Annotated in this window: 14 protein-coding genes; all 14 read right to left on the bottom strand. The window is 50.0% G+C overall.

Translation table 11 applies throughout. The annotated features are described in order from the left end of the window. Positions 1-6: 6 nt before the first annotated feature. Entirely contained in the window at positions 7-690 is a 684-nt protein-coding gene (locus tag BN1247_RS03530; RefSeq protein WP_054949158.1) for a sugar transferase, read from the bottom strand. 16 nt (positions 691-706) lie between these two features. Beyond that, positions 707-1,588 carry a UTP--glucose-1-phosphate uridylyltransferase GalU gene (gene galU, locus BN1247_RS03525; protein ID WP_054949157.1) on the bottom strand — a complete coding sequence of 294 codons (882 nt, stop codon included), beginning with the start codon at positions 1,586-1,588 and terminating at the stop codon, positions 707-709. Positions 1,589-1,821: 233 nt separating this feature from the next. Beyond that, positions 1,822-2,472 (bottom strand): CpsD/CapB family tyrosine-protein kinase, encoded by a 651-nt coding sequence (locus tag BN1247_RS03520; protein ID WP_054949156.1) that lies wholly within the window; start codon positions 2,470-2,472, stop codon positions 1,822-1,824. Positions 2,473-2,533: 61 nt separating this feature from the next. Beyond that, a complete protein-coding gene (locus tag BN1247_RS03515; RefSeq protein ID WP_054949155.1) occupies positions 2,534-3,928 on the bottom strand; it encodes a sugar phosphate nucleotidyltransferase in 1,395 nt (464 codons plus the stop codon). Between the two features lie 314 nt (positions 3,929-4,242). Continuing rightward, positions 4,243-5,031 carry a DUF624 domain-containing protein gene (locus BN1247_RS03510; RefSeq protein WP_054949154.1) on the bottom strand — a complete coding sequence of 263 codons (789 nt, stop codon included), beginning with the start codon at positions 5,029-5,031 and terminating at the stop codon, positions 4,243-4,245. 80 nt (positions 5,032-5,111) lie between these two features. After that, a complete protein-coding gene (locus BN1247_RS03505) occupies positions 5,112-6,224 on the bottom strand; it encodes an ABC transporter ATP-binding protein (protein WP_054949153.1) in 1,113 nt (370 codons plus the stop codon). 119 nt (positions 6,225-6,343) lie between these two features. Continuing rightward, entirely contained in the window at positions 6,344-7,234 is an 891-nt protein-coding gene (locus tag BN1247_RS03500; protein ID WP_082415775.1) for a carbohydrate ABC transporter permease, read from the bottom strand. Positions 7,235-7,248: 14 nt separating this feature from the next. After that, a complete protein-coding gene (locus BN1247_RS03495; protein ID WP_054949152.1) occupies positions 7,249-8,124 on the bottom strand; it encodes a carbohydrate ABC transporter permease in 876 nt (291 codons plus the stop codon). A 190-nt stretch (positions 8,125-8,314) separates the two neighbouring features. Continuing rightward, a complete protein-coding gene (locus tag BN1247_RS03490) occupies positions 8,315-9,760 on the bottom strand; it encodes an ABC transporter substrate-binding protein (RefSeq protein WP_197278545.1) in 1,446 nt (481 codons plus the stop codon). Between the two features lie 571 nt (positions 9,761-10,331). After that, positions 10,332-11,888: a family 10 glycosylhydrolase gene (locus BN1247_RS03485; protein WP_054949151.1), complete on the bottom strand. Its 1,557-nt coding sequence runs from the start codon at positions 11,886-11,888 to the stop codon at positions 10,332-10,334. A gap of 223 nt (positions 11,889-12,111) precedes the next feature. Next, the gene (locus BN1247_RS03480; protein ID WP_054949150.1) at positions 12,112-13,251 is read right to left on the bottom strand and encodes a M20 family metallopeptidase; all 1,140 of its coding nucleotides are present in this window, start codon (positions 13,249-13,251) and stop codon (positions 12,112-12,114) included. An 18-nt stretch (positions 13,252-13,269) separates the two neighbouring features. After that, on the bottom strand, positions 13,270-14,073 hold the full coding sequence (locus BN1247_RS03475; protein ID WP_054949149.1) for an ABC transporter permease: 804 nt from the start codon (positions 14,071-14,073) through the stop codon (positions 13,270-13,272). Next, entirely contained in the window at positions 14,070-14,939 is an 870-nt protein-coding gene (locus BN1247_RS03470; RefSeq protein WP_054949148.1) for an ABC transporter permease, read from the bottom strand. The genes BN1247_RS03475 and BN1247_RS03470 overlap by 4 nt, the downstream gene beginning before the upstream one ends. Then, positions 14,939-16,111 carry an ABC transporter ATP-binding protein gene (locus tag BN1247_RS03465; protein ID WP_054951472.1) on the bottom strand — a complete coding sequence of 391 codons (1,173 nt, stop codon included), beginning with the start codon at positions 16,109-16,111 and terminating at the stop codon, positions 14,939-14,941. The genes BN1247_RS03470 and BN1247_RS03465 overlap by 1 nt, the downstream gene beginning before the upstream one ends. Positions 16,112-16,118 lie beyond the last annotated feature (7 nt).

Below are 16,118 nucleotides of genomic sequence, written 5' to 3'. Positions count from 1 at the left end.
ACGCGGTCAAAACGCATCCTTGTCGCCGAACAACACTTTAACCGTTTTAAGGATGAGCTTTAAATCATAACGCACACTTCGCTTAGAAATGTACTCGAGATCTAACGCCACCATTTCCGCAAAGCCGAGATCGTTGCGTCCACTCACTTGCCACAACCCAGTGCAGCCAGGTGTCACGAGCAAGCGCTGCTTCGCGTAATCGTCGTATTCTTTCACTTCGCGAGGAAGTGGCGGACGCGGGCCGACGAGGCTCATGTCCCCTTTGATCACGTTCCACAGTTGCGGGAATTCATCGATACTCGTCTTGCGGATAAAGCGCCCGACTTTCGTCACCCGCGGATCGTTCTTCATTTTAAACATCGCACCCGAAACTTCGTTTTTGTGCAGTAAACTCGGTAATAACTCTTCCGCGTTGGACAGCATCGAGCGGAACTTGTACATATAAAACTCGCGTTCATTCTTGCCTACCCGCTTTTGCTTGAAAAAGATCTTACCTCGTGGATCCTCTAGTTTAATGCAAATAGCGACAATGAGGAAAAGCGGTGAAAGAATTATGAGCCCTACTGAAGCTAGTAAAATATCGGCTAAACGCTTAATCAGTAAATATGTCTTGTGATCGGCAACGTGGATGACCGGTCGTTGTTGTTGAACCGGATCCTCTTTTCTAGCAGTTGCAGTAGACACGTTCATTCTTTTTACGCCCTCCTCACTTTGTTACTACTTCTGCTCGCAGTAATTTTTGTATTTCCGAGGAAACCCGATCCTTTATTTCCTCGTTTTTTAAAGCAAAGTGAATCGTCGTTAAGACGTAGCCGAGTTTCTCTCCGACATCGTACCTTGTCCCGTCAAAATCGTACGCATACACGTCTTGTACGTCGCACAGTGATTGAATGGCGTCAGTCAGTTGAATTTCGCCGCCGACACCGATCGGCTGATTCTCCAAAAAGCGGAAAATTTCCGGTGTTAAAATGTACCGCCCCATGATCGCTAAGTTAGAAGGGGGATTTTCTTGTGGCTTTTCGACGAGGTCGGCCACTTTGTACAGTCTCCCTTGCTGTGACTCCGAACAGATGATGCCGTACCGATGCGTTTCCTCTGTAGGTACGGTTTGCACGCCGATCACGGACGACTGCGTCACTTCAAACTGTTCGATCATCTGCTTTAGGCACGGCTTGTCCGCTTCGACAATGTCGTCTCCCAAAAGAACGGCAAACGGCTCGTCGCCGATAAATTTGCGCGCACACCAGACGGCGTGACCTAAACCTTGCGGTTCCTTTTGCCGAATGTAATGAATGTCGACCATGTTGGAGATGCGCTGCACTTGTTCTAACAGCTCGAACTTCTCTTTCGCAATCAAATTCTGTTCTAATTCGACCGCGTGGTCAAAGTGATCCTCAATTGCACGCTTTCCTTTACCCGTCACGATAATAATGTCTTCGATGCCGGAAGCAATCGCTTCCTCGATAATGTACTGGATCGTCGGTTTGTCAATAATGGGAAGCATTTCTTTCGGCAGTGCTTTCGTCGCCGGTAGAAACCTCGTTCCAAGCCCCGCAGCAGGAATAATGGCCTTCTTTATTTTCACCATGCGATCGTCCCCCCATTGTTGTAATAGCTTACTATTTATTCATCATTTCGTATTTTTTGTATCTGATTCTTGTTTGAGAACGCGCCGCTACACGAGGTCCAAGGGCGGTGCAGTGTACGACATATAACACGGGAACCGTATACGGAACTCGTTCATTGAACACCCGCAACGCATTTTACGCAACGTACGCAACGGGTCACGCGACATTCACGCTTCGAGTGCAATACGAAACGCTAGCTGGTGCGCTTATTTAAGATGACACCTAACAGTCGTGCCTCCGCGCTCGTCAACAGTTGTTTTGCCTGTAACGCCGCCTCCTGCGCCGTCTCGCCGCTATTTAGTAGTAAGATCGATCCTTGACAGTGGTTGGCCACAATTTGAGCGTCGGCGTAAGTGAGGATCGGTGGGCTATCGAGAAGGACGTATTCGTACAACTGCGTCGCTTCCTCCAATAGAGCAGCAAACTTCTCCGCGGTGAACAAATTAGCCGGATGGCCACTTGGCAACGGTCCACTCGTTAAACAAGTGAGCGACTTGACGCCCGTTGCGGTAACCGCCTTAGCGAGCGTACGCTTCCCCGATAGCACACTCGTGAGACCGCCGTCGTTCGCCTGGCCCTCAGTAAACACGTCGTGCACAGCCGGGTGCCGCAAGTTCGCATCGACCAACAACGTTTTTGCACCACGCGCTGCCAGTGCAACCGCTAAGTTGCTAACTGTCGTCGTCGTTCCCGCTCCGCGGCTAATAGATGTGACCACTACCGTGTGCGCCGCGCCTTCCATGTTCGCAAGTATGCGCTGATATTGTTCCGCGACTTTCGATGTCGGGTCCGTATACGTATACTTTGCCGTCCTCTTCGTATTTGCGAGTTGCTGACGATTCAACGTTTTCCCCCCTTTAGTGTCTTATGCGCTCACACAGTATGAACTGTTGACATCTATACGTTTAATTGCTCACGTAATGGCAATACTTCTCTACTTCTTCCCACGTATCGTAGATCGTTACCCCACTCTCGTCAACTAGTTCCCGACCTGTTAGTACTTCGACAAACTCAAGTTCACTAAGCGCCTTTATCCCGTGTTTGGCTGCGATTGGGATTTGCACCGTATCGCCGGGTACGACTCGTTTGATCTCCCCTTCGAGCACCAGCTCGCCTTCCCCCTCTACAATGGTCCATACGGCACTTCGTTTCAAATGCTGTTCATAGCGAATATGTTTACCGCTTTTCATCCCGATGCGCCGCGTTAACACTTCCATCCCGTGCGCCGTTTTTTTATAATCGAGTACTTTGTACGATCCCCAGCGGCGTTCCTCATACATCGGACGTTGGTTAAGACCTGCAATGATATCTTTCACCGCCGGACTCTTCTCTTTATCTGTTACTAGGATCCCGTCTGGACTGACGGCGACGACGGCATCGGACACACCGAGCACGGCAACTGGAATGTCCAGCTCATTGATGAGGTGTGTATTTCTAGAGTCGGCACTTACGACCCCACGACCGATTAAAGCCGTACCCATCTCTTCGGTAAGCGTGTTCCACGTGCCGAGGTCCTTCCAGTCCCCGTCATACGATAAGGCAACGATTCGTTTAGCCTTTTCTACCACTTCGTAGTCAAAACTGTTGCGCGGTAGACGGTTGTACTGCTTTATAAGTTCCTCGTAGTGCAGCGGCAACTGCTCCTTCTCGAGTAAGGAAATGATATATTCGAGCTTAAAGGCGAACACGCCGCAGTTCCAAAGAGCCTGCTCCTCATTTATGAGCGCCGCCGCTACCTCTTCACTCGGCTTCTCTTTAAAGTGGCTAACCGTAATGGCACCTTCCGCCGCGTCTGCCACCCCTGTTGACGCCTTCTGCGGCACGATATAACCGTATTTCGCCGAAGGGTACGTCGGTTTTACGCCGATTAACGCTATTTCCGCATCCGTGGCACGAAGTACTTGCTCCAATTGTACAACCCGCTTATAAAAACGGCCTTCCACGTACGGATCGACTGGCAGGATGCCGACAACCGTATCGAGGCTAGCGCCAGCGACGGAATAAAGATATGTAGCCGCTAAAGCAATAGCAGGGAACGTGTCGCGCCGCTCAGGTTCAATAATGAGCGGAACGTGTGTCCCTAGTTGGTTCTCAATGGCATCGACTTGGTTTTTGCTCGTTGCAATTACGGTAGATTCGTTTAGCCCGCAAGATTGCAACTGTTTCCAAACCCTCTGAACCATCGACTCTAGCTCGCCTTGTTCGTTTTTTAACACGTGTAGAAACTGTTTGGAACGAGAGTCATTCGAAAGTGGCCACAGTCGCTTCCCCGATCCGCCGGACAAGAGGATCAACTTCATGTCCATCATCCTTTTTATGACATTCACAACGAAGCTCTTCTTCTGTTCTTTATTAAGAACAGGACATTATGATTATAACAGTTTGACTCAGTAAATCAATCCTTCATCCCCTTGTTTTACGATTTGTTATTAAAATGCCATCACAGTTTGTGCATCTTCAAGTCGACAAAAGCATAAGTGTTTCATTTTAAATCTTACACCTGTTTGATAATTTTTTCAATAGTTGACGACAATCGCTGTAGTAAAAAAGGAGGGAACCATTCCCTCCACTCGCCGCACAACATGCTACCTTTCTGTTGTCGGCCGATCCTTCTTTATTCTCTTTTCTTACACGCCTCAGCTGGCTGTGCGACTAAGTTTTCATAAGTGTTCAGTAAGAAGACGGCGACAGTTCCCGTTAAAAGTAGCGGTGCGCTTATGACAGTTACGAGTAATAGCGCGCCAACGGTAACAATTTGCAATACTGCCCCCGCACTATACAAACCGTTACCTAAAAACAATTGCAGCGACCGATGAAAACTAGTTAGGATGCTGCAATCTTCACTGACGAGAATCGGTACGGTGTACATGAACGCCAAGTTCACGAATACATAAAAATACGTTTGAAATAAAGCGATCACAAGCGGAAAAAACGTCTGGTTATGCCAATAGTACCACCAAGAGGTAACTAAAATAAGTGTAAAGGCGGCCATAACGAGACCATACGTCAACGCCCGACCGTAAAACTTCTTAAACCCGGTAAAAAACACTGTATACTTAAACGTTTGAATCGACCGCCGCTCTAGCTTCTGTCGCATAGCGTAAAAGGCGGCGGCGAGCGCAGGGGCGGCCGTGAGCAGCATAAAAACGATGCCGAATAGCGGGGGTTTCAAAAACAAAATCCCCGGAGCGACGACTAAAAAAGACAATACGCTGACGCCGACGACCGTTAAAATGTTTTCATACACTTCGTGGCCGCTTTTTTTCAAAACGTCACTAACGGTGCCTTTCGCCGAATGACCTTTCGTTTCGGGACCTCTGTTCATTGTCGAGCCATTTCTCGTTCTAGACATCGTGTGCGTCGCCGAACCTTCTCTCGTTCCGGAAATGGTGTTGGTGTCCATCGCCGTCTCCCTCCTGTTTGAGGATAGCTTTGTCGCCGCATCCTTTTTCGTTTCTAAAACGGCGTTCGTTCCCGTGCATCCTACTCATCGCGGGCAAGTGCCTCTCCCGTCTCTTTATCGAAGAGGTGAATTTTGTCGGTGCTCATGACGATTTTCGCGCGGTCACCCGCTAGTAAGCGGCTTTCTGCATCGACGCGCGCTGTAAACTGCTGCTCGAACTGATCGAAGTAGAGCAAGTTTTCGTTGCCGAGCCGTTCCACCACTTTCACCTCAATGTCGAAGCTTACTTCATTTTTTAGCTGCTGCACCGTCTGTGGATCGAACATATTTTCCGGGCGAATCCCAAGGACGACCGTCTGCCCATCGTAATCCTGACACGAGGCGCGGTACTTTTCTGGGATCGGAAAGGATAGGTCCGCTAGTACGAGCTTGTCCCGGTCGACGCGGCAGTCGACGAAGTTCATCGAAGGAGCGCCGATAAAGCCGGCGACAAACAAGTTGCTCGGTCGGTGGTACAGTTCGTCGGGAGTCGCAAACTGTTGGATCGTCCCTTCGTTCATGACGACGATGCGCTGGCCTAACGTCATCGCCTCGACTTGATCGTGCGTCACATAAATGATCGTCGTTTGCAGTTCTTTGTGCAGCTCTGCCAATTCGACGCGCATTTGCAGCCGCAATTTCGCGTCCAAATTAGACAGCGGTTCATCGAAAAGAAACACTTTCGGGTTACGTACGATCGCGCGTCCGATTGCGACCCGCTGTCTTTGACCCCCGGACAGTTCCCGCGGCTTGCGATCCAGCAAATGTTCGATGCCCAAAATGTGTGCTGCATTTTTTACTTTCTGTGCGATCGCCGTTTTCTTTTCCCGCAAATTACGCAAGCCGAAGGAAAGGTTTTCGTAAACGGTCATGTGCGGGTACAACGCGTAGTCTTGAAAGACCATCGCAATATCCCGCTCTTTCGGCTGCAACTGGTTCACGACTGTATCGCCGATCGATATATTTCCTTTCGTCTGTTTTTCCAAGCCAGCGATCATGCGCAGCGACGTCGATTTGCCACAACCGGACGGGCCGACGAAAACGACGAACTCCCGGTCTTCGATCGTAAAGGAGACGTCGTCGACAGCGTTGAAGTAACCCCTTTTTTCATCTTTAAACGTTTTCGTTACGCGCTCAAACACTACTTGTGCCACTTTTGTATACTCCTCTCGTTCATAGCGGTCTATCGCGATCTACTCCCTAAAAAAGTACTTGCTACTTCTCCTACGGGGATAAGTGCCCTAGCTTTGCCCCCCGGGTACTACCCTCGTCTTTAACCTTTCAATGCCCCGATCGTAATCCCTTGCAAGAAATAGCGCTGCAGCGAGAAAAACAAGATGATCATCGGGACGGAGGCAATAACCGCTCCGGCCATCATCGGGCCAAACTGGGTGCTATCGGCAAAGCGGAACGAAGCTAGTCCAACCTGGATCGTACGCATCTCGCTCGTCTGCGTCACGAGAAATGGCCAGAAAAAATCGTTCCACTGCCCGACAAACGTGAAAATCGCTAGCACGGCGAGACCCGGCTTTGCCAGCGGCAAGATTATTTTCCGAAAAATGCCGAATTCCGTACACGCATCGATCCGCGCGGCATCAATTAATGTCGACGGGATCGACGTTAAATATTGCTTCATTAAAAAGACGTTAAACACTGTTGCTAGCGATGGTAAGATGATCGCTGCATACGTATCCGCCATATCAAACACGTTAATAATCAAAATGTACAGCGGGATCAGCGTCACTTGCCCCGGAATCATAATCGCACACATCAAAATCCAAAAAATCGTGTTTTTCCCGGGAAATCTTAGTTTGGCGAAGGCATAACCGGCCATCGCGGCAAACAAGACGTTCGATGCCGTAATGACGGACGAAATAAAAATAGAATTAAACAACCAGCGCCACACGTGTTCGTTAAACGTAAAAAAGTATATGAACGAATCGAGTGTAATCTCTTGCGGAATAAGCGAAAATCTAAGTGCCACCGACGCATTTGGATCGGTCAGTGCCGATGTCAACATCCAGTAAAAAGGAAAAAACGTAAAAACGGACCATAAAATGAGCACCGCATACGTCAGCGTGCGGCCGATGTAAAAAGACGGCTTTTTCTGCTCCCTCAGTATAGGGACTTCTTCAGTGCGCTGTATTTGCAAGTCAGACTCCATGTTGTCAGCCCCCCTTAATATTCAACGTCAGATCCTAAATATTTAAACTGCAATACAGAAACGATCACGATCATGACGGCTAACACGAACGATTGCGCTGCTGCAATGCCGAATTCAAAGTACTCGAAGGCATTTTGATAGATTAAGTAGGCAATCGTCGTTGTCGCATGATCCGGTCCGCCTCCCGTCATCAAGTAAATCGGCACAAATACTTGGAAGGAACCGATCACGCCGATGACGAACATGTACAATGTCGTCGGCTTTAGCAGTGGCCACGTAATATTTTTGAACTTGGACCACGCACTCGCCGCGTCGATGTCAGCTGCTTCATAAATCGTTTTTGGAATGCCGCCCAAAGAAGCAAGGTATAAAATAATGCCTGCACCGTGGCCGCCGATATACGTCATCAGCATTAAAGAGAACAAGGCGGTGTCTTTTGACCCTAACCAGTTCACATTGGAGACGCCGAACACGTTTAACAACTGGTTAAACAACCCTTCCGGCATCGGGTCATACATCCACAACCACACGAGAGCCAATGTGACACCGGAGGTGACGGCCGGTAAATAAAAGGAAGCCTTAAAAAATGTCTGGGATTTTTTTCCTAACTTAAAAATAAGGAGTGCCAAACCGAGTGAGATGAGCACGTTCACAGGGACCGTCCCGACAGTGTAAATAACTGTCACAATAAACGCTTTGCCGAACAACTCGCTCGTGAAAATGTCGCGGTAATTCTCTAGACCAATCCACTCGGAACCAGACACGTTATATTTTTGAAAACTGATCAAAAACGCATGCACGATTGGATACAGCGTAAACGTTAGAAAGACGAGCACCGGTGCCGCAATAAACACATACGCCCAGCCGTGATCGCGAATAAATTGCTTCAACTTAAGCTAGTCTCCTTTCTCAAGCCCTTACAGTTAATGGCTACTTTAGAACACGTACAGTGCTCGCCGCTCCGGGGAGAACGGCGAGCACAACGGGGCTGTTTCTGTTGTCAAGGCTTACGCTATTGATGTCCGATAAGCCTTTGCCACGCACAGACTGGCACAGACTGTCACAGACTGTCACAGACTGTCACTTCACGATGTTGTCGCCAAAGTCTTTCTCGGCCCGCTCTACAATCGCTTTGTGCATATCTTCGGCCGTGACATCCCCACCGAGTAAGGCCGGGTATTTCGCTTTAATGACTTCGTCGTAAAGCTTGATCGCTTTTTGCGACAACTCCGGATCAACTTGCACCGGCGGCACGACTTTTTCAAATAGTCGATCCAACATTTCTTTGTTTTCCGGCTTCATTTCATACTTGTCTTTCCACATTTCGTCCCCTGACTTCGTCACCTGCGGCAATCGTAACACGACCGCAGACGCGCCAGCCTCTTTCGACGTCAAAGCGACGAGAACGTTAGCGACGTTTTTCAAATGCGTGTCTTGATCGACGTTCCCTTTATAATTTTTCTGCTTAAACATCGCGTAGCCGTCGACGCCACCCGGTGTCACCGCTTCCGCATCTTTGTGATGCGGTTCGGGTAAAAGGACAAAATCGACTTCTTTCTGACCAGCGGACGCTTTTTTATCTTTCACGTCTTGATTGTGATTGCCGATGACGACTTCGTAGTACGGCATCGCCTTCCCGATAATCATCGCCTGCTCGGAGTAGAAGTACTCCATGCGCTTCGTCGGCGTAATCTGGTTCGACTCTTTCGGCATTAAATCCTCGTCTATAAGCGAGCGGATAAACTTAAGCGTTTCCAAAAACTTCGGGCTCGTGTACTGATACTTACCGTCTTTGTCAATAGCGGAAATAAGACCGTTGTTCAAGTTCATATGATCGAGCAGTTCAGTCGGATCTGTCTCGGCTCCGTGAAAGACGAACGCGTACTGTTGCTTGCCGTCCGCGTTTTTCTTCGTTCCCTTCTTGATCGCCTTTTTAAACTCGTCCCACGTCCAACCTTCTCGTTGGATCTTCTTCCAGTCGAGCCCGATTTCATCCATCAATTTCGGGTTACCGGCAATCGTATGCAACTTCATGTACAGCGGTAAACCGTACAGTTTATTGTCGATTTTCATGTATTCGAGTGCGTTCGCATCAAAGTCTTCCAAAGCACTCGCATCGGCGTAGTCTTCAACCGGTACCATTAAACCTGTCTGTGCGTATTTGGCCGAGGGCGTAACGAACATAATGTCCGGCGGATTACCTGCGTTGATCGCCGTGTCAAACTTCTTTATCCCCTCTGCCCAGGAGAGCTCTTCTTTTTCAATCGTAATATGCGGGTTCGCCTCTTCGAAAGCCTCTTTAATCCTGGCAAAGTTGTCGTTGTATTCCGCCTCTACGGGAAATGTCCACACTTTAACGACATCTTTTTTCTTCTCGTCGCCCTTAGCCGCCGGTTCCTCGGTCTTCCCAGAATTGCCATTATCCTCCTTGTCACCCGAAGACGTGCCACTGTTACACCCGGCCAGGAGCGCCACCGAAAGGACCGCCACGAACAGCAAATACATGATTTTCTTGTAACGCCTCACTTTACTTCCTCCCATTTTCAATTTTTTAGATACAATTTTTAGATATCCGCTCAGCCTTTTGCCCGATTGATATCGTTTACACTTAGTCACACTAAACTTGCAAGCGCCGACACCACCCCCTTACTAATCTGTACGAGCTCACAAGGGACAACGCCTTTGATGCTGTTTGTATCCTTTGTGCCTGCAACACTCTCCGTTACCGCGATCAAGACGCCTGCGCTTAAGTTATGTATATGGGCATCTGCGCAAACTTCGTACAGGAAGACGCTTTCTTTTTGCGCAGGAATGATGACTTACCTCTGTGCTCTTGACCCGGGATTGTCGCCTTTGTCGCCTTTGAGCAATTGTATAGACCACCATATGTTAGTATAAATTACTATATTCGCTAACAAAAACGAAATTCCTGCTTTTCCGTTATAAAAAAATGACAAATTTGTAAGCTAGAAAAACCGCACCACTCCTCGTGAAGCGATGCGGTGTCGTTTCTATGCCACAATTGACAAAACTGGTATTTGTACAACGTTACTAGTGGCATTGTCCGCCGCGCATGATGCTGCGAAACGTTATACAATTATTTCTTTTTTATCTTGAGCGTCACGGCGGCAACTTTCTTCTGCTTCACTTTAATTTTCTGCTTTAGTTTGACACCGTTCACGCGCACGGTATACTTACCCGGCTGTAAGTCGGTCGCCCCGAAGTAACCGTTGCCGTCGATCGCTACTGTCACCGCATGATTTCTTTTGCCGTCTTTTAACAGCTCGACAGTACCGCTCGTTACCACTTGCCCGCGCTTGTCGACGATACGGCCGAGCACGTGCCCTTTTTTCGCTTTCTTCCAATCGGCGACCGGCGGTTTTACTTTCTTCGTAAAGGGTGGCTCACCGTCGTTGTAAGCGGTCGGTTGGGACAGCGAACGAATGAGATCCCCTTGCGGTTTGCCGTCGTTACTCCAAACGTTGTACACGTACGGGCTGACACCTTCGGCAACATTGCCCGCAGGCGAAGGTGCCAGCGATTTTTTGATCTGAACGATACTATCGGAAATGCTGTTCAAGTATATGCCAGGGCCGATGACGATACCCCGTGTACGTGGCATGTCTTTCTGCCATTCAATCCATTGTTCGAACCGTTCGGAGCGGCGCGGGTCGGCCTCCGGATCGTAGTTCATGACGAAGGCGTAGTCGAGGTACCCGTGTTGTACCCACTTTTTCCAATCTTGATGCGCACGCTGTACCGGGTCCATCTTCTGCCAGTCGGACGTGCGCGGGTCGGCAAAGCCCCACGAAAGCGCCGCAGCCGTTACGTGAACCTTACGATTGAGCTTCATAATTTCTAAGTAGATGCGCTGTGTCGCTTGATCGACTTGCCGCACTTTCCATTGTAGCCATTCCGGATCGCTCGGTTCGGGACGATCGGTACGCCCTGTCTCCAGCTGAAACCGCTGCAGTGCCGTCGGGTTGTACCCGTACCAACCGTTCGGTTTGCCACCCGGGTTCTCCGGGTAACGGATGTAGTCGAGGTGAATGGCATTCACGTCGTACTTGCGCACGATTTCTCGCACCATCTTCACGAGGTGTTCGACGGCGTCGGGATTGCCGAGGTCCATATACGGCTGCATGTACGCGCCACTCGATCCGTCGTAACCTTTCGTCACCCACGTGTCCTCATCGGGAGCATCCGGTCCGTGCTTGTGCCAAATGTGGTTCCGATTTTGCGGCGGTCCACCGTACACCGTGCTCCACATTGGGCCGACGGCTACCCAGGCGTGCACTTCAATATGATGCTTTTTCGCCTTTTTGATCAAGTAGCCGAGTGGATCGAACCCTATCGGGACGGCGGGATCCTCTGTCCGTGGCAAATACGTACTATTGTAGTAGGCATCGTGTCTACGACTAATTTGCGCCACGATCGCGTTCATGTTTGCCGCTTTCACGTCAGCGACGAGTTGATCGATCTCCTGTGGCGTTTTCAACCCTGGTTCAAAAGCGTTCACCCAAAACGCACGGTAATGCCTTTCTTCCTGTTTGCCTTTCGCTGCTACTTCCGGCGGTGACGTACTAAATCCTACCCATACAGTCGTTAATACGAGGGCAAAACAGACAGCGACGACAGCTACTTTTTTTAGCAAAACCTTCAGCTCCTTTACCCCATTTTTTTGATAGCGCTTACCTACTGACGATTACTAAATTCGATACAGTCTTAGTAAATTCCTGCCCGCCAAATAAGCTTGTGAAATAAAATGATGACACGACGACTGCATGTAAACTTGGTGTGCAAGCAGTAGGAAAGCAACGACAGGCGGACAAAAAAACAGACCGGTGCGTTGATTCGACCGATCTGTTCTTGTCTGCTTAACACTGTTCGATTAATCGGGCGAGAAGCGCGATGCGAGTCGGAATGTCCTCGATGAGAATATGTTCAGTCAGCGCATGGGCGCCCCCTCCCCTTATACCAAGCCCGTCCAACGTCGGTACGCCGCAGTTAGCGATAAAGTTACCGTCGCTTACGCCGCCAGTTGCCGCTTCTTGTAAGTTGAGGCCGAGTTCTTGCCGGGCAATGCGCCGTGCAAGCATAAACAACGCCTCGGTCTCGTCTGTTCGCGGCATCGGCGGGCGCACAATCCCCCCGCTAACCTTTAGTTCTACCGCCGGAAGAACGGGTTTCATTTGGTAAATGGACGTTCGAATGTTTGCCGCCTCTTCTTTGTTTGCCACGCGGACGTCGATACTCGCCTCTGCTCGGTCGGCGATTGTATTCGTGCTCATGCCGCCTTTAACGATTCCGACGTTGACCGTCGTCCCTGTCTCGTAATCTGTTAGCGCATGTAGCTGCCGCACTTGGTGCGCAAGTTCCTCGATCGCTGACACCCCGTTTTCAGGATTGACTCCGGCGTGGGCAGCAACGCCGCGAATGGTCAGATGAAACCGACCACTGCCCTTGCGCGCTGTCTTCAACGCCCCACCCGGTTCCTGCGGTGGCTCGAGCACAAACGCGGCGTGCGCGTTCTTTGCTTCTCTTTCAATCACTTGTTGCGACGTTGGACTGCCAATTTCCTCGTCACTATTCATAAAGAAGACGACTTTTTTATCGTGTGGAAAACTTCTTGTGTCGTGCAGCAGCTTAAGTGCAAACAGTGCTTGGAGTAGTGACGCCTTCATATCGTACACGCCCGGTCCGTACGCTTTCCCCGCGGAAATGGTAAACGGGCGCTTGGATACCTCTCCGACGGGCCACACCGTGTCGTAGTGACCCGCCAATAACACCGTCTTCGGACCGTTCCCAATTTCGCAGCACAGTTGGTCACCGTATGTTGCATTCTCTTGCCGCCGCACCTCCCCTCCGACGATGCGCAGAAAATGACGGGTGTGCCAATCGGCCATGCGATCGTTATGTGTTTTACTCGTCGACGGTGAATCATGATTGACGCTTTCCTTAAGCAACCGCATGAATTCCGGCATATAGGACTGAGCGGCAAGTGTAAAAACGGACATCGTATGCATACCTTTCTACTAATGGGATTGCGTATTCAGGCCAAATAAGCGATCCAACCCGTACACTTTTTCGAGCAAAATGATAAACGCGAAACTGAGTAAAATAACGATCGACGAAACGGAGGCGACTAAAGGATCGAGCGTTTCTTGCATGTAGCTGAATATCGCGAGCGGCAGCGTCGTGTTTTCCGGAGAGATGAGAAATAGGGACACAGTGACATTGTCAAACGATGTCAGGAACGAAAAAATTAATCCTGACACGATCGCCGGTTTCAACAGAGGCAGTGTAATGTGCCAAAAGACGTGCACCGGTTTCGCACCTAAAATGTAAGCCGCCCGCTCTAGCGTATAGTCAAACGTACTTAATCCAGTCAGTACGAGTCTGACGACGTAAGGAATAGAAATGAGCACGTGCGCCGCGAGCAAGCCAAAAAACGTCCCCGCAAGGCCGAAGCGCGTAAAAAACTGCAAGGCGGCAATCCCGATAATGAGCGCTGGGATCGTCAGTGGCGACAGCAGTAGCGTATTGATTGCCTGCCTCCCCGGAAAGCGAAACTTCGCCAGCGACAGTGCAGCAAGCGTCCCGACGATCGTCGCGAGGACAGCCGTTACTGTCGCGAGCTGCAGGCTAAAAATAAATGAGTCGATAAACTCGCGACGCTCGGCAATTTTGGCGTACCATTTCAACGACAACCCTTCAGGCGGAAACGATAAATAATTCGCCGCCGTTAGCGAGCTCGGAATAATGACGATGAACGGCGCCGTGACGAACAACAGGACACAGCAAGTGACGAAACCGAGTAACGAGAAACGCCTGCTCACGATGAAAACACCTCTCTATATCGCTTTCTTTCCACCAGCCGTGTAAAGACATTGACGAGTAATACTGTAAAAAACAACAGCATGAACGAAATTGCCGCCCCGAGCGGCCAGTTCAGCGTCGTCATGATCGTCTCGTACGCGATGACGGGGAGCACCTTCACCGATGTCCCGCCCATGAGCGCCGGTGTGACAAACGCACTCATCGACAAACTGAACACGAGCGTCGTCCCGGCGACGATCCCTGGGAGGCTAAGCGGAAGCGTAATGTCAAAAAACGCCCGCAACCGCGACCCGCCGAGAATGGACGCCGCCTTGTACAACGACGGGTCGATCGTATACAAGCTTGTGGCAAGCGCCAAAACCATATAAACGATAAACGAATCCGTCAAACCGATGACGATGCCGAGCTCATTGTACAGTAAGCGTAGCGGTGCATCGATCACCCCTAATTTCAGTAGCGTCTCGTTAATCCAACCTTTCTCGCCTAACAACGTCATCCAACCGAAGTTGCGAATGACGACGCTCACTAAGTGCGGCGAGATGATCAGAAAGGTGACGACCCCACGCAATCTCCCCGACACTTTAGACATGAACAGAGCGACGGGAAAGGCGAGCACTAAACAGGTGAGCACTGTCCACAAACTGACACGAATCGTGCGCCACAATATTTCTAGGTAAAAAGGATCCTGTACGAAGAGCAAGTAGTTTTGTAGCGTAAAAGTCTCATCATAGTTCTGAAAGCTCTGTAAAAACATGAAAAAGAGTGGGAGTACAAACACGCCAATCATAACGATCAAACTAGGGACGAGCAATAAAAGCGCCGCATATGCCGGATGCCGTTTGCCCGACGTCTTACGTTTCGCCATCACTCTCGCACCTCTTCGGGTAAAATAAATACACTTTGTGGATGCCACTGTAAGTAAACGGCTTGTCCTTGCGTCAAGTTTGGCGGCCGCTCAGACATTGGCAGCTTGACGAAGACGGTTTGCTCCCCGACCTGTACGTCACATTGCATATAGGAACCGAGAAACGACATGAGGCGGAGACGTCCCCTGACACTATTGAGCGCATCGCTTCCCGTAGCCGCTGGTGCACCTGTTTGACTGTCGAATACATCGCTTCCTCCATCGGCCGTCGCACTAATTTGGATGTTTTCCGGACGGACGTAAAAATTCACTTCCGCACCAGGTGCCATGCGGGGGAATGAAGTTGTCCGCTCTGCCGTGGCTGCGCCCTCTGCGCACACGGTCGAACCGTCGGCCATGCAGATCGTCACCCGTTCCGCTGTCACTTGCTCGATTTTTCCAGTAAAGCGGTTCGTCTTCCCGATAAACGTGTGAACGAAGGTGGAAGCCGGTCGGTTGTAAATGTCCCACGGCGTGCCAATTTGTTCGATCTTACCGTGATCGAGCACGACGATCCGGTCGGATAAGTACAGTGCCTCCTCTTGATCGTGTGTGACAAAAATCGTCGTCACACCGATTTGCTGGTGCAAGCGGCGAATTTCTTCTCGCAATTCTTCCCGCAGTTTAGCGTCCAAATTGCTGAGCGGCTCGTCCAACAGCAACAGTGACGGTTCGACGACAAGTGCTCGCGCGATCGCGATACGTTGCCGTTGTCCCCCAGACAGCTGTTTCGGATAACGATCCCCAACGTGTGGCAGCCGTACGAGCTGCAACACCTTTTGGACGCGCTCATTTATTTCCTTCTTCGCTATTTTGCGCAATTTCAGGCCGTAAGAAATGTTTTCGGCTACCGTCATGTGTGGAAATAGCGAATACGTTTGAAAGACCATCCCGAGGTCGCGCTTATTTGGCGGCACGCCGTTCATTTTTGTTCCTTTAATGTAAATCTCACCTTCATCGGGTTCTAAAAAACCGGCAATCATATTTAACGTCGTCGTTTTGCCGCAACCGGAAGGGCCGAGGAAGGAGATGCACTCCCCTTTCTCGATTTGTAAATTGAAACGGTTCACGACGACGTGATCGTCAAACCGCTTTTGCACGTTGCGCAATTCTACATCAATCGTTTTAGCCAAGCTAATC

The sequence above is a fragment of the Numidum massiliense genome (assembly GCF_001375555.1).
GTDB classification, from domain to species: Bacteria; Bacillota; Bacilli; order Thermoactinomycetales; family Novibacillaceae; genus Numidum; species Numidum massiliense.
The sequence above is the reverse complement of the archived record's forward strand: the minus strand, read 5'-3'. Positions and strand labels throughout refer to the sequence as shown.

Bases quoted from the DNA above. Each gene is read 5' to 3' on its own strand.
- BN1247_RS03530 (WP_054949158.1), bottom strand. From the start codon at position 690: ATGAACGTGTCTACTGCAACTGCTAGAAAAGAGGATCCGGTTCAACAA.
- galU (WP_054949157.1), bottom strand. From the start codon at position 1,588: ATGGTGAAAATAAAGAAGGCCATTATTCCTGCTGCGGGGCTTGGAACG.
- BN1247_RS03515 (WP_054949155.1), bottom strand. From the start codon at position 3,928: ATGAAGTTGATCCTCTTGTCCGGCGGATCGGGGAAGCGACTGTGGCCA.
- BN1247_RS03510 (WP_054949154.1), bottom strand. From the start codon at position 5,031: ATGGACACCAACACCATTTCCGGAACGAGAGAAGGTTCGGCGACGCAC.
- BN1247_RS03500 (WP_082415775.1), bottom strand. From the start codon at position 7,234: ATGGAGTCTGACTTGCAAATACAGCGCACTGAAGAAGTCCCTATACTG.
- BN1247_RS03480 (WP_054949150.1), bottom strand. From the start codon at position 13,251: ATGTCCGTTTTTACACTTGCCGCTCAGTCCTATATGCCGGAATTCATG.
- BN1247_RS03470 (WP_054949148.1), bottom strand. From the start codon at position 14,939: ATGGCGAAACGTAAGACGTCGGGCAAACGGCATCCGGCATATGCGGCG.